This window comes from Achromobacter sp., assembly GCF_050285565.1.
In the GTDB taxonomy this organism is placed as follows: Bacteria; Pseudomonadota; Gammaproteobacteria; order Burkholderiales; family Burkholderiaceae_B; genus Achromobacter.
The window spans coordinates 125,350-144,041 of sequence record NZ_JBLZXG010000011.1; the positions used below are offsets into that span (position 1 = coordinate 125,350).

Here is an 18,692-nt window from a genome sequence, read left to right on the forward strand (position 1 = left end):
CCCGCCAGAAACTGGCAAAATCGCTGTCGGCCAACCCTACACTTTAAACCACCCGGGGCGCCGGTGTCGCGTCCAGGCCCATTGCCTGACGTGGGTTTGCGCCAAAATGGCGCCGCGCCGGCCCGGGGGCGGTCGTGCCCGCCGCGGGCGGCTTTCGCCGCCCCCCGTCCTGGACCGGGCCGCAACATCGTAAAATGCAGGGCGTTCCACCCCAATTCCCAGCAATTGTTACATATCCCACGGCATTTCTCATGACGAATCAACCCAAAGCTCCCCTGACCTACCGTGACGCCGGTGTCGACATCGACGCGGGCGACGCCCTGGTCGACCGTATCAAACCGCTTGCGGCGCGCACCATGCGCCCCGGGGTGCTGGCCGGTATCGGCGGCTTTGGCGGCCTGTTCGAAGTGCCCAAGCACTACAAGGAGCCCGTGCTGGTCTCGGGCACCGACGGCGTGGGCACCAAGCTGCGTCTGGCGTTCGACTGGAACCGCCACGACACCGTCGGCATCGACCTGGTGGCGATGAGCGTCAACGACATCCTGGTGCAGGGCGCCGAGCCGCTGTTCTTCCTGGATTACTTCGGTTGCGGCAAGCTTTCGGTGGACACGGCGGCGTCGGTGGTGGGCGGCATCGCCAAGGGCTGCGAACTGTCGGGTTGCGCCCTGATCGGCGGCGAAACCGCCGAAATGCCGGGCATGTACCCCGACGGTGAATACGACCTGGCCGGGTTCGCCGTGGGCGCGGTCGAGAAGTCGGCCATCATTGACGGCAAGTCGATCAAGGTCGGCGACGTGGTGCTGGGCCTGGCGTCCAGCGGCGCGCACTCGAACGGCTATTCGCTGCTGCGCAAGATCCTGGAACGCGCCGGCGCCAAGCCCGACGACGACTTCCACGGCCAGCCGCTGGTCGATGTGGTCATGGCCCCGACCCGCATCTACGTCAAGCAGGTGCTGGCCGCGTTGGCCAAGCACGGCACCGCCATCAAGGGCCTGGCCCACATCACCGGCGGCGGTCTGCTCGACAACGTGCCGCGCATTCTGCAGAACGGCCTGTCGGCCCGCCTGCGGCGCGATAGCTGGGAAATGCCCAAGCTGTTCCAGTGGCTGCAGCAACAGGGTGGGGTCGAGGACACCGAGATGTACCGCGTCTTCAACTGCGGCATCGGCATGGTGCTGGTGGTGGATCCGGCCCAGGCCGACGCCATCGCCGCCACGCTGCGCGAGCAGGGCGAGACCGTCAGCAAGCTGGGCGAGATCGTCGCCCAGACCGAAGGCATGCCGCAGACCGTGGTGGTTTGAGCCGGCTGACTACGCCCCGAACAACCCGCCCTGGTGGCGGGTTTTTTACTTCCCCGCGTGGCTAGAAGAATTTGACCCGGCCCGCATCCTCGCGGAATTCTTCGCCCGTATCCAGATCCGTGCGCCAGAGGGTGTCGTGAACGGATAGAAAGCCGCGCATAGTCTGGTTGACGATGCGCGCGTCGCGCCAGGCCGCCTGGAACCAGGCGATGTATGTCTGCGTCATTTTTTCGCGCAGCTCATCGCAAAAATCATCGTCCTCGTTGTCCATGGCCTCAGCCAACGCGGCGTCGACATCCGGCGGAATCAGCGGGGACGGCAATGTCAGCGGCAGGCCCCGTCCACAGTAGCCGGAGCGCGTGTTCAAAGGAATCGCGACGGGAGCGAACGACTCCCAGTCGTACTCGAAGTGAATGGCGTCCACGGTTTCCTTGGAAACGCCCCGAACCAGCGCGAACGGGCGCTCCTGAAGCAGCCGTTGGATTTCGCGGATCAAGGCCTTGTCTTGCTTGCGCAGCATGGCCGCAAAAGACAGGTGTGCTTCGTTGATGTCCATCAGTTCGCTATCCGGTGATCAGTCGCCATCGCGGATGGCCGGTTGCGACGAGCGGCCAGAGCCGAAGGCGGGCATCCCTTGCGTCAGGACGCGCCGGCCAACGCCACGGCCACCGCGTCGATGGTTCGCGCCACCGCGTCGGCCGCCAGGCAGTCGACAATCACCCGTTCGGGCTGCGCGCGCAGCCAGGTGATCTGGCGCTTGGCCAGTTGGCGGGTGGCGGCGATGCCCTGTTCGCGGGCCTCGTCCAGGCTGATCTCGCCGTCGAGATGAGCCCACATCTGGCGGTAGCCGACGCAGCGCACCGACGGCAGGCCCGGGTGCAGGTCGGCGCGCGCATGCAGGCCGCGCACCTCGTCCAGCAAGCCATTGCTCAGCATGGCGTCGAAGCGCTGCTCGATGCGCGCGTGCAGCGCGGCGCGTTCGGACGGTTCCAGGCTGATGGTCAGGTAGCGGTTGCCGGTCCCGTCGGCCGCGCCGCGCTGGCGGCCCAGCAGCGCCGACATCGGCTGGCCCGACAGCTTGCAGATCTCCAGCGCGCGCTGGATCCGCTGGCTGTCGTTGGGCGCCAGGCGCGCGGCGGTAGCGGGGTCGAGCCGGGCCAGTTCGGCGTGCAGCGCCGGCCAGCCGTCGCGGGCGGCGCGCGCTTCCAGTTCGGCGCGCAGGGCCGGATCGGCCTGCGGCAGGTCGTCCAGGCCGTCGCGCAGCGCCTTGTAGTACATCATGGTGCCGCCGGCCAGCAGCGGGATGCGGCCGCGCGCCGTGATCGCGTCGATCAGGCGCAGCGCGTCGGCGCGGAACTCGGCCGCCGAATACGACTGCGCCGGGTCGAGTATGTCCAGCAGGTGCTGTGGCACCCGGGCCTGTTCGGCCGGCGACGGCTTGGCGGTGCCGATGTCCATGCCACGGTAGATGGTGGCCGAATCGACGTTGACGATCTCCAGCGGCCAGCGTTCGGCCAGCGCCAGGGTGGACGCGCTCTTGCCGGCCGCGGTGGGGCCGGCCAGGCAGATGACGAGCGGAGCGGTGGGCGCGGACAAGGTCTATTGCCCGCGCAGGAACAGCTTGTCCAGGTCGGACACCGACCATTGCACCCAGGTGGGCCGGCCGTGGTTGCACTGGTCGGCGCGCTCGGTGGCTTCCATCTGCCGCAGCAGGCCGTTCATCTCTTCGATGGTGAGCTTGCGGTTGGCGCGCACCGAGCCGTGGCAGGCCATGGTCGACAGCAGTTCGTTGCGCTGTTCGGTCAGCAGGCGCGACACGCCCACGCCGGCCAGGTCGCGCAGCACCGCGCGCGCCAGCGTTTCGATATCGCCGCGCGCCAGGATGGCGGGCACCGAGCGCACCGCGATCGAGGTGGGGCCGGACGGGCGCATCTGGAAGCCCAGCTCGTCCAGTTGTTCCTCGAATTCCTCGACCACCGCCACGTCTTTTTCCTGGGCGTGGAACACCACCGGCACCAGCAGATCCTGGCGCGGCAGGCTGCGCGCGTCCAGCGCCTGCTTGAGCTGTTCGTAGACCACCCGTTCGTGGGCGGCGTGCATGTCCACCAGCACCATGCCGCGGCGGTTCTGCGCCAGGATGTAGATGCCGTGCAACTGGCCGAGCGCCATGCCCAGCGGATGTTCCTCGTCGGCCGGCAGTGTCGGCGCGGGTCGAGCCTGCGGCGCCGGCGCCGCCACGTTGCGCAGCGGTTCGACGCGGGCGGCGGTGTCTTCGGTCAGCGGGCGGTACAGCGACTGCCAGTCGGCGGCGGGAATGCCGGCCGGCTCGGCGTGCAGGCGGAACGGCACCTGCGTGTGCGGGCGTTGCGGCGTCGGCGACGGCCGCAGATCGTAGGCGGGGGCGGGGGCGGTGCCTGGATGGGCGCCGCTGTAAGCGGGGCGGGAGACGGCCGTGTCGGCCGGCGCGGTCGCGCTCGGGCTCCCGGGCGCAGCGGGAGAGGGCGGCGCCACGGTCTCGAATCCATCGTCGTCAGCGCGCGCCGCCGAAACCGGCGCCACGACCGACGCGCCGCCGGTCTGCGCCAGCGTCTGGCTGACCGCGTGGTTGACGAAGCGGTGCACGGCGCCGCTGTCGCGAAAGCGCACCTCGTGCTTGGCCGGATGCACGTTGACGTCGACCGCGGCCGGGTCGATGTCCAGGAACAGCACGTAGGCCGGCTGGCGGTCGCCGTGCAGCACGTCGGCATAGGCGGCGCGCAGCGCGTGGCTGACGGTGCGGTCGCGCACGTAGCGGCCGTTGACGTACAGGTACTGCCGATCGGCGCGGGCGCGCGCCGCGGTGGGGCGGGTGATCATGCCGGCCAGGCTGACCGTGCCGACGCTGTGCGACAGCAGCAGGCCGTGCTCGGCGAATTCCGCGCCCAGCACGTCGCGGATGCGCTGCGGCGGTTCGGCCGGCAGCCACTGGCGCTGTGCGCGGTCGTGGTGGAACAGGCGGAAGGCGATCTGCGGATGGGCCAGGGCGATGCGCTCCATGGCGTCGACGCAGTGGCCGAATTCGGTGGCTTCCGAACGCAGGAACTTGCGCCGCGCCGGCACCGCGTCGAACAATTGGCGCACGTCCACGGTGGTGCCCGGCGGACCCGAGGCGGGGGTGACCTGCATGCTGCCGGCGTGGATCTGCCAGGCGTGCTCGCCGTCGCGGGTGCGCGAGATGATGGACACCTGCGCCACCGAGGCGATCGAGGCCAGGGCCTCGCCGCGGAACCCCATGGACGCGACCGATTCCAGTTCATGCAGATTGCGGATCTTGCTGGTGGCGTGGCGCGCCAGCGCCAGCGGCAGTTCTTCGGGAGGAATGCCGCCGCCGTCGTCGGTCACGGCGATGCGGCGGATGCCGCCGCCTTCCAGGCGCACCTCGATCGCGCGGGCGCCGGCGTCGATGGCGTTCTCGAGGATTTCCTTGAGCACCGAGGCGGGTCTCTCGATCACTTCGCCCGCGGCGATCTGGCTGATCAGCAGATCGGGCAGCGCAAGAATGGAGCGGCGTTCTGTCATGGGGTGTTCCGGTGTAGCTACAGGGATGATTTTAGCCTCTGGGCGGGGTGGGCTATAGTCGTGGCCTCATCCCCCTTCCGCTTCCCGGGACGTATAGATGCTTGAATTTTTCCAAATGGTGCTCCACATCGACCAGACCCTCGGAGTCTGGGTCCAGCAGTATGGCGTGTGGGTCTATCTGGTGCTGTTCCTGATCGTCTTCGCGGAAACCGGGCTGGTGGTGCTGCCCTTCCTGCCGGGCGATTCGCTGCTGTTCATCGCCGGCGCCTTCGGCGCCACGGGCAGCCTGGATCCGGTATTGCTGGCGGCGCTGCTGATCGTGGCCGCCGTCACCGGCAACAGCGTGAACTACGCCGTCGGCCGCTACCTCGGGCCGCGCGTGTTCTCGATGAATCTGCGCTTCCTGGATCGCGGCGCGCTGATGCGCACTCATGCGTTCTACGAGAAGCATGGCGGCAAGACCATCGTCATGTCGCGCTTCATTCCGGTGGTGCGCACCTTCGCGCCGTTCGTGGCCGGCGTGGCCGACATGCCGCTGTCGCGCTTCCAACTGTTCAACATTCTTGGCGCGCTGCTGTGGGTGGTGAGCCTGGTGGCGGCGGGCTATTTCTTCGGCAACATCCCGTTGGTCAGGGAACACCTGAACACCATTGTCCTGATCGGCCTGGCCGCCGCCATCGTGCCGGTGGTCGGCGCGGCCCTGTTCAAGCTGCTGCGCGCGCGCCGGGGCGGCTAGGGGCGCCGACGCGCGCCAGGCCGCCGCGGGAAAGGGAACAGGACGAAATCAGAAGATCGCGGTAACGCTCAACTGGTAGGTTCTGCCAGGCGCAACGCCAAGGGCGATATCACGTTGGTCCTGGTCCGAGGTCGTCGTCATCCGCTTATTGCTGGCGTACTCCCAATACTTGCGGTTGGTGAGGTTATAGATGCCCATCGCCAACGTCAGGTGCTTCTTCACGTTGTAATAGGCCGCCAGATCGAAAATGCTGTAGCCAGGCACGCGCATGTACTGCTTTTCGTATTTCCCGGAATATTCTTCGAACGTGAGGCTGCCATTGTTCGGGAAATTCTGCCGAACCGGATCGACGGCTTGCTTGCCCTTGACAAAGGTGGCGGTAATGCTTGCGCCATAGCGGTTTTGAGGATCATCCCAGGCCAACGATGCTATGGCCTTGACAGGCAGCACGCTGTCCAGATCCACCCAGCCATCGCCCGAGTACGATGATTTCGATTTGCCCTGGTTGTATCCCACGGCAAAAGTGCTGCTCAGCCCATGGGCGGCGCCGAACAGCGCGCCATAATCGATCCGGGTGACCACCTCGGCGCCATAGATGTACGCTTTGTCGCGGTTCTCCGCGATGGTGAGGCTGGAAATCGAGGCGGGCAGTCTGGCAAGCAGGCTTTCCACGCCTGGTTTCGGCGCGCCTGTCTGGTAATCTCTCAAGGCATATTTGCGGTTATAGATGAAATTGTCATAGCTGTTGTAGAAGACATTGCCGCGCACCGTGAGGCCACGGGCTGCGTTGCCAGTCACGCCCAATTCAAACTGATTGCTGGTTTCGGACTTCAGATCGGAATTGCCAATCATGGCGGGCGAAGCTCGCCCGATTCTGGGATGCAGCCAGATCCCCGCTATTTGACTGCTGGTGGGGTAGGACACGCCGCGCTTGTATTGCAGATAGGCGTGGAACCCCTGATTGAACGCATACATGACGGTCAAGGAAGGCAGTAGCTTGCCGTCCGTAAACGTCTTGCCATGTATCTGGTTGATTTCCGCCAGCGTCAATCCGCCCAGCGCGTTGTCGTCGGACGGCGCCTCAAAGCCTTGCGGCTTGATTTTGTGCCACGAATATTTCAGTCCCGGCATCACCGAAAACGCGCCGAGGGCAACGGTATCCCCCAGCCACACGTTCGTATCGTAGGTTTTATTGTTGCCCTGTGGCTGAAAGTTGGGATAGTCCGCGCCAACTTGTTCAAACGGCCGGGAGAACTCCGTCATCGAGAAATTCACGCCGTAATTCAATGTCTGGACGCCATAGTCCTTGGTGATTTCGCTCTGCAGGCCGAAGGTTCTGGTCTTCAGGTTGGAGAAGGTGGAGACGTTCTCCAATGGGTTGTCCGTCTCCATTGCGCTCGACCTCGACCAGGATGAAGTGACAATATCCTGCGATGAAACCGTGTCATCGCCAACGCGCGTTTGCTGATAGAAGACCTTGCTCTCCATGGTATCTATCAGTTTGCTGTTTCTTGGCGTGAATACATGCGCCAGGCTTATTGAATCGCGTTGCGTGGCGTTCTTCTGCCTGTTTTCGCCAACGATACTCTCGTGCGGGGCGCGGCTGTTCAGCTTTTTATACATGGGCGCGCTTTCCCTGCTGGACTTACGATAAAAATCCAGGGTGCCTATGATGCGGCCGCTGCTGCCGGTATCGATCACGCCGTTGATCAGCGCCGCATCGGAATTCCAGCGCATCGGGTACGTATCCAGGGTGCCGCTGTTGTTTTGCGTTTGCCTGCCATCACGCCGGCTGTAGGCGAACAATGCGCGGGCGCTGCCATTGCCGAACGCGGTCGTCATGCCGTTGTGCCAGGCATGATCGGCCGTGTCGAATTCTCCGGTGTAGTCCAGATAGCTGCTTTTATCGTCCGTGAGATAGGCGTCCGGTGATTTGCTGATGAAGGACACCGAGCCACCGACCACGTTCTTGACCGTGTTCTGGCGTGCCGAGCCGGAAGCGATGTTTACCTGGCCGTATAGATAGGGGTCGATGTAATCGCGGCCGATGCCAAAAGTATCTTCGCCGCTGGAGACCGCGTAACTGCGCCCGGTGGCGTCCGGCAAGGGAATGCCGTTGACATCCAACGCCACGCGGTTGCCATCCAGGCCACGAATGTTGTAGCTGCTGTAACCGCCACGGTCGAAACCGGATTTGCCGTTGCGAGACCCGTTGTTCACGCCCGATGCGCTGATCAGGGGTTGATAGCGCATGATGGTGCCAAAATTATTTCCACCTATTTTTTTCAGATCCTCGGCGGAAATGGACTGCGTGGTGACGTCCTCAGGCTTGATGGTTGCGGTGACGGTGATCGGTGAAAAGATCTTCAGCCTGTCATCGGCGGCATTTCTGGCCTCGTCAGGCGGAGTTTCACTGGGCGCGCTCTGGCCATAAGCGGTTGTGGACAACAAGAGGACTGTTGCCAGCGATATTTTCGTGCATTTCATGGTCCAGGGTTCCTGCATGATGAATACAGGAACGCGCTGGAACGTAGAGCGGGTTGGTGGGCAGGGGCGCGACCATGGATTTTCCGAACAGGATGGCCGCCAATCTACCCAGGTCGGACTGCGAAATCAGCAGGGACTGGTCTGAATGTCTGGAAAAAAGGCTTGTGCTCGCTGCGATATAGGATCGCGTAACCCGAGCTGGCGATACCCGCAAAAGAAAAGGGCCATGCGCATGCATGGCCCTTGGTGCTTCCGGGATGGCTTCAGCTGACGTCGCCCAACCGCGCCAGCGGCGGGTTGGCGGTGAAGTAGCGCTGGATGCCGGTCATCATGGCCTGCGCCAGCTTTTCCTGGTGCGCCGTGGTCTTGAGCAGCGCCTCTTCCTGCGGGTTGCTGATGAAGGCGGTTTCGACCAGCACCGACGGAATGTCGGGCGCCTTCAGCACCGCGAAGCCGGCCTGCTCGACGCTGTTCTTGTGCAGCCGGTTGATCTTCTTGATCTCGTCCAGGAAGGCATTGCCGACCTTGAGCGAATCGTTGATCTGCGCGGTGGTGGACAGATCCAGCAGCACCTTGGCCACCTGGCGGTCGTGGCTGCCCAGGTTGACGCCGCCGATCAGGTCGGCCGCGTTTTCCTTGTCGGCCATCCAGCGCGCCTGGGCGCTGGAGGCGCCGCGCTGCGACAGCGCGAACACCGACGAACCGTTGGCCGTGGGCTTGATCCAGGCGTCGGCGTGGATCGACACGAACAGGTCCGCGTGCACCCGGCGGGCCTTCTGCACGCGCACGTGCAGCGGCACGAAGAAGTCGTCGTCGCGCGTCAGGTAGGCGCGCATGTAGGGCTGGCTGTCGATCAGCGCCTTCAGGCGCCGGGCGATGCGCAGCACCACGTCTTTTTCACGCAGGCCGCTGCCGCCGATGGCGCCGGGATCCTCACCGCCATGGCCCGGGTCCAGCGCGATCGTCAGCATGCGCTGCTTGCCGCGCCCGGCGGTGGCCGGCGGCGCCTTCGGCACCGGCAGCGGCGCGGCCGGCTGCTGGCCGCTCACGCGCGGCGGTTCGGGCGGGTCGGCGCGGGTGGCGGGATTGCGCTGGATGTCTTCGAGGATGCGCGCCAGCGGATCGTCGGCGTCGGGGCCGGTCTTGTTGAGGATGGCGACCAGCGGGTCCTGCGCGACCTTGGGGTACAGGTCCAGCACCAGGCGGTACTGATAGTCGGCCACCGGCTTGAGCGTGAACACCTGGGGCGCCACGGCCTGTTTGAGGTCGAACACCAGCCGCACGACGTTGGGACGGTTCTGCGCCACGCGCAGGCTTTGGATGTAGGGATCGCCGGGGCGAACCTTGGACACCAGATCGTTCAGCGCGGCGCTCAGGGTCAGTCCCTCGATATCCACGACCAGGCGGTGGGGATTTTCCAGGGTGAACTGTTCGGCCTTGAGCTCGCTGTCCAGTTCCAGCGTGACACGGGTGTATTCGTCGGCCGGCCAGGTACGCACGGCCAGGATGGTGGCGGCCTGCGCCAGTCGCGGCACGACCGGCAGGACGAGCAGGGTGGCGGCGACGCTGATCAGGCGGCGTCGGGTGGCGCCTGCCGCGGGGAGGGCGCCGTCTCGGGCGGGGGGACAATCGCGTTCAACCATGTTTGTCCTCGGGCGGTGTAAGCGGTCAGGGTGGCGTCGCGTCCCTGGCCAGCGTAAGCCAGGGAAATCTGCAGGTCGGGCGGGGGCAACAGACCCTCGGCCCGCTCCGGCCATTCGATCAAAACGACCGCATCGTCACGCAGTAAATCCCGGAATCCTGCGTCCAACCATTCGCGCGAATCACTAAATCTATAAAAATCAAGATGATAGAAGTATAAGTTAGAAACTTTATAGGATTCAAGCAGCGCGTAGCTCGGACTCTTGATTCGGCCTGTGATGCCGCATTCCCGCAACAATGCCCTGGAGAAGGCCGTCTTTCCTGCCCCCAGGTCGCCTTGAAGATGAATACATGCGCCTGCCAGCCCGGTGTCACGGCCAGAGACAAGCGGGGCAAGCTGCCGCGCCAGCGCCTCGGTGGCGGCTTCGTCGGGCAGGTGCAGGGTCAGGCTGCGAAGGGGAACGGGCATGGCGCGGGTCGCGGGGCGAGTGGTAAAAAGTCAGGATGGGAAACACCGATTGAACGCGATTATAGGAATTCGGGTTTCTGCTAATCTAGAAGTGATTGCTATTCTCAAATGAGTCCGGTCTGGCGCCATCGCGCCGGCCGCGACGTACGCCGCCACGGAGCAGTAAGCGCCATGAAGACCCGCATCGAAAAAGACACCTTTGGCCCCATCGAAGTCCCCGAGGATCATCTGTGGGGCGCGCAGACGCAGCGTTCGCTGCATTTTTTCGCGATCTCCACTGAAAAGATGCCCGAGCCGCTGGTCATCGCCATGGCGCGCCTGAAGCGCGCGGCCGCCAAGGTCAATGCGGATCTCGGCGAGCTCGACCCCAAGATCGCCGACGGCATCATCCGCGCCGCCGATGAAGTCATCGCCGGCAAGTGGCCCAACGAATTCCCGCTGTCCGTGTGGCAGACCGGCTCGGGCACGCAGAGCAACATGAACATGAACGAGGTGCTGGCCAACCGCGCCTCGGAACTGCTGGGCGGCGTGCGCGGCGAAGAACGCAAGGTGCATCCCAACGACCATGTCAACCGCGGCCAGTCGTCCAACGACACCTTCCCCACCGCCATGCACGTGGCCGCCGCCGTCCAGGTCGAGCACCACCTGCTGCCGGTCCTGAAGACCCTGCGCGCCACCTTCGCCGCCAAGAGCGCCGAGTTCTACGACATCGTCAAGATCGGCCGCACCCACTTGCAGGATGCCACGCCGCTGACGCTGGGCCAGGAACTGTCCGGCTACGTCGCCCAGCTGGATCTGGCCGAACAGCAGATCCGCGCCACGCTGCCGGGCCTGCACCAACTGGCCATCGGCGGCACCGCCGTCGGCACCGGCCTGAACGCCCATCCGCAATTTTCCGCCAAGGTCGCGGCCGAGCTGGCCCACGCCACCGAAACCGCCTTCGTCTCCGCGCCCAACAAGTTCCAGGCCCTGGCCTCGCATGAAGCCCTGCTGTTCGCGCACGGTGCCCTGAAGTCGCTGGCCGCCGGTCTCATGAAGATCGCCAACGACGTGCGCTGGCTGTCCAGCGGTCCGCGCTCCGGCCTGGGCGAGATCAGCATCCCCGAAAACGAACCCGGCAGTTCCATCATGCCGGGCAAGGTCAACCCGACCCAGTGCGAAGCCATCACCATGCTGGCCGCCCAGGTCATGGGCAATGACGTCGCCATCAACATCGGCGGCGCCAGCGGCAACTTCGAGCTGAACGTCTACAAGCCCCTGGTGATCCACAACTTCCTGCAGTCGGTGCGCCTCTTGACCGACGGCATGGCCAGCTTCGACAAGCACTGCGCCGCCGGCATCCAGCCCAACCGCGAACGCATCGCCGAACTGGTCGACCGCTCGTTGATGCTGGTCACCGCCTTGAACCCGCACATCGGCTACGACAAGGCCGCCCAGATCGCCAAGAAGGCCCACAAGGAAGGCCTGTCCCTGAAGGAATCGGCCCTGGCCCTGGGCTACGTCACCGAAGCCCAGTTCGCCGAATGGGTCGTGCCCGGCAGCATGACCAACGCCGGCAAGTAACGCCGGCGCCACCCAACACGAGGCCGCCCCGACACGGGCGGCTTTTTTCATGCGGCCATGTTTGACGTTGCTGCCCGTAACGCCGCTGACCATCGCCCACCTACACGGATGTGGCCCGCGGCCGTCCCCATGCCCTGGCGGGCAACGCAAACCCCGTCCCTGTCCCTCGGCCCGGCAGCGCAACATTTCTCGAACCCCGCCGCGAGGGGCGACCTACGAAGAAAGACAAACCCGTGCTAGCCCCCGCAGACAGAAACCCGCTAAGCGTTCCCCGTCAACAACAACCACCCCGGAATCGTCAAGGCAGAGAACAACGTCCCCAGGGAAATGAGCACCGCCACCATCCGCCCATCGCCCCCCATCCGCATCGCCAGGACATAAGCCGCCGACGCTGTCGGCAACGCCGCGAACAGCAACAGCATCCGCGCCTCCAGCGGCGCCAGTCCCAGCAACCGGGCCACGCCCAGCGCCACCAATGGCAACGCCACCAGCTTGACCGCCAGCATCCATGCGATCAGCCCGCCATAGCCCTTGCCGCCTTCCCATGCCAGGCTGGCGCCTACGCACAGGATCCCGAGCGCGATGGCCGCCGCGCCCAGCCGCGCCAGTACCGTGTCCACCGGCCCCGGCAGATGCAGCCCCGCCAGATTGCACGCCAGCCCCGCCAGCGTCGACACTACCAGCGGATTGCGCGCCAGCTCGCGCAGCAGATTACCGCCGTTGTGGCGCGCCAGTCCGTACACCGCCGCCACGTTCGCCATGGGCACCGCGAAGCCGATGATCAGCGCCATCACGGTCTGTCCTTGCGTACCGCCCAGGCTGGCGGATAGGGCAAGTCCGATATATGTATTGAAGCGATAGCCGCACTGCGCCGACGAAGCCAGCGCCAGCGACGGCGGCCTCAGCACCCAGCCCGCCAGCCACGCCAGCATCACGCCCGAGACGATCACCGCCGCCGTGGCCTGCAGCAGTATTGCGGCATTGCCGGCGCTGATCGGCGTGCGCAGGATGGATTGGAACAGCAGCGCGGGGAACAGCACGAAGTACACCAGGCGCTCGGTGCCGGCGAAGAATTCGCGCGAGAAATTGAGTTTGTGACGCAGCGCCCAACCCAGCGCGACCAGCATGAAATCAGGGAAAACCAGCAGTGCGACCGACATGGGATTTACGTTTTTTCGAGAGCGCCCGCCGGGGATCGGCACGCTATGCGACGGTAAGCGTTTGCTGCTATTCTCCGTCATTCTGGCGGGCGCGTGTGCCACAAGCAACTCGATAAACAGCACGGCTTTCTGCCCTGCATACCAAGCGATGCCCCGCCGGCGCTAACTGCCCGCCCGTCCACAGACGGGGGCGCCACAAGACGGTCCGTTCACACTCGGGCACGCAAATTTGGAGGAAACACACCAATGATTAAAGTTCGCTCCCTGGCTGTCGCCATCGCGCTGGCCGCCGGCACGGTCGGTGCCGCTCACGCCGCCGACGCCTATCCCAACAAGCCGATCCGCGTCATCGTGCCGTTCGCGCCGGGTGGTTCGACCGACATCATCGCCCGTCTGGTGACGCAGCGCATGAGCCAGGAACTGGGCCAGCCCATGGTGGTCGAGAACAAGGGCGGCGCCGGTGGCGCCATCGGCGCGGCCGAAGCCGCGCGCGCCGCGCCGGACGGCTACACGCTGTCGATCGCCACCGTCTCGACGATGGCCGTGAACCCGGCGTGCCGTCCCAACGACCTGCCCTACGATCCGATCAAGGACTTCCAGCCGGTCACCAACTTCGCCAATACCGCCAACGTGGTCGCCGTGAACCCGAAGTTCCCGGCCAAGGACTTCAAGGGCTTCGTCGAGGAACTGAAGAAGAATCCCGGCAAGTACTCGTACGGCAGCTCGGGCACTTGCGGCGTGCTGCACCTGATGGGCGAATCGTTCAAGATGGCCACCGGCACCGACATCGTGCACGTGCCGTACAAGGGCTCGGGGCCGGCCGTGGCGGACGCCGTGGGCGGCCAGATCGAAATCATCTTCGACAACCTGCCGTCCTCGATGCCGCAGATCCAGGCGGGCAAGCTCAACGCCATGGCCATCGCCTGGCCGGAAGACATCGCCTCGCTCAAGGGCGTGCCGAACTTCAAGCAAGCGGGCTTCCCGGTGCTGAACCAGCCGGTCTGGTACGGCCTGCTGGCGCCCAAGGGCACGCCGATGGAAGTCGTGAACAAGCTGCGCGACGCCGCCGTCGTGGCCCTGAAGGATCCCAAGGTCATCAAGGCGCTGGACGACCAGGGCTCGGCCCCGTCGGGCAATACGCCGGAAGAATTCGCCAAGGAAATCAAGGAACAGTACGACTGGGCGAAGGACGTCGTGAAGAAGCAGAACATCAAGCTGGATTGATGGGCTGAAGGCGCGGGCGCGAGCCCGCCGCCTGCCACGCGAAGGGCGTCCTCGGGCGCCTTTTTTCATGGTCGCGCCACATGCCCGCCGCGCCATGCCCGCGCGCCGCGGCGCAACGCCGACGCGCTAGGCGTCGAGCAGCGCCTGGCTGGCTTCGCAGGCGGCGCGCAGCCGGGCGATCAGGTCGCGTTGCAGGCCGGTGAGCGGATCCTGGCTGCGCACCAGCACGCTGATCGGCACGCGCAGCGCGGGCGTCAGGCGCCGCAGGCGCATGTCCGGGCGCAGCATGGCCTGGGCCGTGATGGCGTCGGCGATGGCGTCGCCCGCGCCCGCCTGCGCCAGGGCACAGGCGACGTAATGCGTCTGCACCCGCACCGGGGCGCGCGGGTCCAGCCCTTGCGCATCCAGCGCCATCTGCAACAAGGCGCCGGAGGCGTCGCTCGCATCCAGCAGGATCAGCGCGTCGCCGGCGATGTCGGCCAGGGCCAGGGGGCCATCGCCGGGTCCGCGGCCCAGGTGCACCAGTTCGGTGTGGCCTAGCTCGATGCGCTCCAGGCCGGGGGTGTCGCGGGTGTCGAAGGTCACCGCCAGGTCGAGCTCGCGCGTCAGCATGCCGCGCACCAGTTCGGCGCTGTGATGGGTGTGGATGTCGAACGTCAGGCCGGGCTGCGCGGCGCGGCTGTCGCGCACCACGCCCGGCAGCAGGCCCAGGCCCAGCGCTGGCGCGCAGCCCAGCCGCAGGTGCGCGTGGGGCCGGTCGCGCAGGCTGGCGGCCAGCCGGCGCACGCTGTCCAGATCCTGGTTCAGACGCGCCACTTCGGGCGTGAGCAGATCGGCCTCGCGCGTGGCCACCAGACGGCCCTTGACACGCTCGAACAGCTTGAAGCCCAGTTGCGCCTCGGCGCTGGCCAGCAGCTTGCTGGCCGCCGGTTGGGTGATGTGCAGCGCCGCCGCGGCCTGGGTCAGGGAACCGGTGCGGCGGATCGCTTCGAAGATCTCGATGTGGCGCAAGCGCATGGGGCTAAGAGGGTGTCGGCGCAATCCCGCATTCTACGGTGTGGCCGGCGCGGTGCGACAGCGGCGCGGGTCTTGTCTATCATGGACGTCCCAGCCGGCAGCCCGGCGCCATTATGGAGTCCGCCCCATGCGCGTGTGCCGTTGCGCCGCCCCCCTGTTGCTCGCCGCCGCGCTGGCGGCGCCGTCCACCTGGGGCCGCTCGCCCGCCGCGACCGAGGACCGGAACCCGGAGGCCGCCACCGGCAGTCAGGCGCGCGCCCTGGTGCGCGCGTCCCATTACATGATGGTCGCGGCCAATCCGCTGGCCACCGCCGCCGGCGACGAGATGCTCAGGCGCGGTGGCAGCGTGGTGGACGCCGCCATCGCCACGCAACTGGTGCTGAACCTGGTCGAGCCGCAGTCTTCGGGCATTGGCGGCGGCGCCTTCATGGTGCTGTACTCGGCCCGGGACCGCGCCATCGTCACCTACGACAGCCGCGAAACGGCGCCGGCCGCGGCGCGTCCCGATCGCTTCCTGGATGCCGACGGCAAGCCGCTGCCGTTCAAGCAGGCGGTCAACAATGGCATGGCGGTCGGCGTGCCGGGTCTGCTGCGGGGCCTGGAGATGGCGCACCAGCGCCAGGGCAAGCTGCCCTGGGCCGACCTGTTCCAGCCCGCCATCCGGTTGGCCGAACAGGGTTTCGCGGTGTCGCCGCGCCTGCACAAGCTGCTGGCGGGCAACCCGGAATTGCCGCGCCAGCCGGCGGCCGCCGCTTACTTCTACGCGCCCGACGGCAGCGCCTGGCCGGTGGGCCACGTGCTGAAGAACCCCGCCTTCGCGGCCACGCTGCGGGCGGTGGCGCAAGGCGGCGCCGATGCTTTCTACCAGGGCGATATCGCCCGCGACATCGTCGCGGCGGTGCATGCCCATCCCAAGCCCGGCGACCTGACGCTGGCCGATCTGGCGGGCTACCGGGCGCGCCAGCGCGAACCGGTCTGCGGCGCCTATCGCGGCTATGCGCTGTGCGGCATGGGCCCGCCCAGCAGCGGCCCGATCGCGGTGTTGCAGATGCTGGGCGAGCTGGAGCAATACCCCATGGGCCGCTATGCGCCCGGCAGCGTCGAGGCGGTGCATTATTTCGCCGAGGCCGGCCGCCTGGCCTTCGCCGACCGCGACTTCTACGTGGCCGACCCGGACTTTGCGCGCGTGCCGGTGCGCGCCATGCTGGATCCCGCCTACCTGCGCGCGCGCGGCGCGCTGATCCGGCCCGACCGCAGCATGAAGGTGGCGTTGCCCGGCGATCCCGAGGGCACGCTGCTGTCGCAGGGCCGCGACAACGCCTGGGAGCAACCCGCCACCAGTCATCTGGTGGCGGTGGACAAGGACGGCAATGCGCTGTCCATGACCACCACCATCGAGAACGAATTCGGCAGCAAGATCTTCGTGCGCGGGTTCCTGCTGAACAATGAAATGACGGATTTCTCGTCGTCGTTCCAGGATCCCGAAGGCCGGCCGGTGGCCAATCGCGTCGAGCCCGGCAAGCGCCCGCGCAGCGCCATGGCGCCGATGATCGTGCTGCGCGACGGCAAGCCCTATCTGCTGGTGGGCTCGCCGGGCGGCAGCGCCATCATCAACTACGTCGCCAAGACCATCGTGGCGGTGCTGGACTGGAAGCTCGACATCCAGGCGGCGGCGGCCTTGCCGAACCTGGGCAGCCGCAACAAGGACACCGAGCTGGAGAAGGGCACCGCGCTGGAGGCGCTGGCGCCGGCCCTGGAACGCATGGGACATCCGGTGAAGATCACCGATTTTCCCAGCGGCATCCATGGCATCGTGATCGACGCCGACGGCCTGCAGGGCGGGGTCGACCCGCGCCGCGAAGGGTTGGCGCAGGGCGGTTGAAGGGGCGGCATTCCGGGCGTGTCAGGACGCGGGCAGGGCAGGCCCGGCGACAGGCGGGGCCTGCCGTTACGGTTCATTCCAGCGCCGCCGGATCCAGCCGCATCTTTTCCTCGCGGCTGCGCGCCAGATAGGTCACGCCCCACATCGCCACGCCAAGCAGCAGCAGCCAGCCGGCGACCTGGTACTGGATCACGTCGCGCCCGGTCAGCGGCGTCACCAGGAACAGACAGGCGGCCGCGCCCAGCCAGGGCACGATGCGGTTGATGCGGAAATGGTCGTGCTCGACCCGGTCGCGGCGCAGCACCAGCACCGCCACGTTGACGAAGGCGAACACGCCCAGCAGCAACAGCGCGGTGGTGCCGCCCAGGGCGCGGATGGCCTCGGAATCGGCCAGCGCCACCAGGATGATCAGGCCGAAGGCTAGCGCGGTGGTGAACAGAATGGCCGTCCACGGCGTCTGGTTGCGGCGATGCACGTGCGACAGGAAGGCCGGCAGCACGCCTTGGCGCGACATGCCGTACAACAGGCGGCTGGCCATCATCATGTTGATCAGCGCCGAGTTGGCCACCGCGAACATCGAAATCACCGGCATGATGTATTCCACCGGCAGTCCGGGCGCGGCGCGCTTGACCACCAGCACCAGCGGCGTGCTGCTGCTGGCCAGTTCACCCACCGGCACCAGCGCCACGGCGCAGATCGACACCAGCACGTAGATCACCGCGGTCAGCCCCAGGCCGGTCAGCATTACCTTGGGGAAGATGCGGCTGGGGTTATGGGTTTCCTCGGCCATGTTGACCGAATCCTCGAAGCCGACCATGGCGAAGAACGCCAGCGCCGTGGCCGAGGTGACGGCCAGGAACACGCTTTTGTCTTCCGGCGTGTCGAAGGCGATGACGCGCGAGAAGTCGGCCTGGCCTTCCGACATGGCGTAGAAGCCCAGCAGGATCACCATCAGCAGGCCGGCCAGCTCGATCAAGGTCAGCACCACGTTGGCGCGCACGCTCTCGGAGGCGCCGCGCAGGTTGACCAGCATCACCAGCGCCATGAAGCCCAGCGCGCCCAGTGTGATCCAGGCTTTGTCGGCCTCGATGCCGAACGCCGCGAACAGGTTGGCCGCGAATGCCTGCGACGCGGTGGCGGCCGAGGTCAGGCCCGAGCACATCACGGTGAAGCAGACAATGAAGGTCAGGAAGTGCAGGCCGAACGCCTTGTGCACATAGAGCGCCGCGCCCGCGGCCTTGGGATACTTGGTCACCAGCTCCAGATACGACAGCGCGGTCAGCAGCGCCACGCCGAAGGCCACCAGGAACGGCAGCCACGCCGCGCCGCCGACTTCCTTGGCGACCTGTCCGGTCAAGGCATAAACGCCGGTTCCGAGGATGTCGCCGACGATGAAAAGCAGCAGCAGCTTGGGGCCCATGACCCGCTTGAGCGGGGCGTTCTGCTGCGGATCGCCGCTGGGGGCGTTCGTGGCCATAGTCTTTCTCCTTGTTCTCGTTAGATGGGGGAGTCGCGCCAGGGCAACGTGGGGGGCGCGGGCGGGCAAGGCCAGTGGCGCTGCGCGTCGCTTCCCCGGGGCCCGCCGGGCAGGGCGGGCCGGAGTGATGGCGAAAAGTCTAAATCGGCCGCGCGCCGGGCAATGCAACAGTCCTGC

The 18,692-nt window shown here is 66.3% G+C and carries 14 protein-coding genes; 5 read left to right on the forward strand and 9 right to left on the reverse strand.

The window, feature by feature from the left end:
• Window positions 1–251 precede the first annotated feature (251 nt).
• The gene (purM, locus tag ACN6O8_RS22275; RefSeq protein WP_427993160.1) at window positions 252–1,301 is read left to right on the forward strand and encodes a phosphoribosylformylglycinamidine cyclo-ligase; all 1,050 of its coding nucleotides are present in this window, start codon (window positions 252–254) and stop codon (window positions 1,299–1,301) included.
• A gap of 61 nt (window positions 1,302–1,362) precedes the next feature.
• On the opposite strand, the gene ACN6O8_RS22280 is transcribed toward purM, so the two are convergent.
• The 3 genes from ACN6O8_RS22280 to mutL all read right to left on the reverse strand — a co-directional run bounded on the left by ACN6O8_RS22280 (window position 1,363) and on the right by mutL (window position 4,859).
• The gene (locus tag ACN6O8_RS22280) at window positions 1,363–1,857 is read right to left on the reverse strand and encodes a hypothetical protein (RefSeq protein ID WP_427993161.1); all 495 of its coding nucleotides are present in this window, start codon (window positions 1,855–1,857) and stop codon (window positions 1,363–1,365) included.
• Between the two features lie 83 nt (window positions 1,858–1,940).
• Window positions 1,941–2,897, reverse strand: a complete 957-nt coding sequence (miaA, locus tag ACN6O8_RS22285) for a tRNA (adenosine(37)-N6)-dimethylallyltransferase MiaA (RefSeq protein ID WP_427993162.1) — start codon at window positions 2,895–2,897, stop codon at window positions 1,941–1,943.
• Between the two features lie 3 nt (window positions 2,898–2,900).
• Window positions 2,901–4,859: a DNA mismatch repair endonuclease MutL gene (gene mutL, locus ACN6O8_RS22290; protein ID WP_427993163.1), complete on the reverse strand. Its 1,959-nt coding sequence runs from the start codon at window positions 4,857–4,859 to the stop codon at window positions 2,901–2,903.
• Between the two features lie 97 nt (window positions 4,860–4,956).
• On the opposite strand from mutL, the gene ACN6O8_RS22295 reads away from it, so the two are divergent.
• A complete protein-coding gene (locus ACN6O8_RS22295) occupies window positions 4,957–5,595 on the forward strand; it encodes a VTT domain-containing protein (protein WP_427993164.1) in 639 nt (212 codons plus the stop codon).
• A gap of 48 nt (window positions 5,596–5,643) precedes the next feature.
• Here ACN6O8_RS22295 and ACN6O8_RS22300 read toward each other — a convergent pair whose 3' ends face one another.
• The 3 genes from ACN6O8_RS22300 to tsaE all read right to left on the reverse strand — a co-directional run bounded on the left by ACN6O8_RS22300 (window position 5,644) and on the right by tsaE (window position 10,192).
• A complete protein-coding gene (locus tag ACN6O8_RS22300; RefSeq protein ID WP_427993165.1) occupies window positions 5,644–8,082 on the reverse strand; it encodes a TonB-dependent receptor domain-containing protein in 2,439 nt (812 codons plus the stop codon).
• 263 nt (window positions 8,083–8,345) lie between these two features.
• Window positions 8,346–9,725, reverse strand: a complete 1,380-nt coding sequence (locus ACN6O8_RS22305) for an N-acetylmuramoyl-L-alanine amidase (protein WP_427993166.1) — start codon at window positions 9,723–9,725, stop codon at window positions 8,346–8,348.
• Window positions 9,653–10,192 carry a tRNA (adenosine(37)-N6)-threonylcarbamoyltransferase complex ATPase subunit type 1 TsaE gene (gene tsaE / locus ACN6O8_RS22310; RefSeq protein ID WP_427993167.1) on the reverse strand — a complete coding sequence of 180 codons (540 nt, stop codon included), beginning with the start codon at window positions 10,190–10,192 and terminating at the stop codon, window positions 9,653–9,655. Before tsaE ends, ACN6O8_RS22305 begins: the two co-directional genes overlap by 73 nt.
• A 171-nt stretch (window positions 10,193–10,363) precedes the next feature.
• On the opposite strand from tsaE, the gene fumC reads away from it, so the two are divergent.
• Complete coding sequence (gene fumC, locus ACN6O8_RS22315) at window positions 10,364–11,755, forward strand: class II fumarate hydratase (RefSeq protein WP_427993168.1); 1,392 nt, start codon at window positions 10,364–10,366, stop codon at window positions 11,753–11,755.
• Between the two features lie 260 nt (window positions 11,756–12,015).
• On the opposite strand, the gene ACN6O8_RS22320 is transcribed toward fumC, so the two are convergent.
• Window positions 12,016–12,996, reverse strand: coding sequence for an AEC family transporter (locus ACN6O8_RS22320; protein ID WP_427993169.1), 981 nt, complete (start codon window positions 12,994–12,996; stop codon window positions 12,016–12,018).
• Window positions 12,997–13,161: 165 nt separating this feature from the next.
• Between ACN6O8_RS22320 and ACN6O8_RS22325 the strand changes: the two genes are divergently transcribed.
• Window positions 13,162–14,139, forward strand: a complete 978-nt coding sequence (locus ACN6O8_RS22325; protein ID WP_427993170.1) for a tripartite tricarboxylate transporter substrate binding protein BugE — start codon at window positions 13,162–13,164, stop codon at window positions 14,137–14,139.
• A 126-nt stretch (window positions 14,140–14,265) separates the two neighbouring features.
• Here the strand turns inward: ACN6O8_RS22325 and ACN6O8_RS22330 are convergent, their stop codons facing one another.
• Window positions 14,266–15,156 (reverse strand): LysR family transcriptional regulator, encoded by an 891-nt coding sequence (locus ACN6O8_RS22330; protein WP_427993171.1) that lies wholly within the window; start codon window positions 15,154–15,156, stop codon window positions 14,266–14,268.
• 127 nt (window positions 15,157–15,283) lie between these two features.
• Here ACN6O8_RS22330 and ggt point away from each other — a divergent pair, with 127 nt between their 5' ends.
• Window positions 15,284–17,038, forward strand: coding sequence for a gamma-glutamyltransferase (gene ggt / locus ACN6O8_RS22335; RefSeq protein ID WP_427993172.1), 1,755 nt, complete (start codon window positions 15,284–15,286; stop codon window positions 17,036–17,038).
• 73 nt (window positions 17,039–17,111) lie between these two features.
• On the opposite strand, the gene ACN6O8_RS22340 is transcribed toward ggt, so the two are convergent.
• Entirely contained in the window at window positions 17,112–18,515 is a 1,404-nt protein-coding gene (locus ACN6O8_RS22340) for an APC family permease (RefSeq protein ID WP_427993173.1), read from the reverse strand.
• Between the last annotated feature and the right edge of the window lie 177 nt (window positions 18,516–18,692).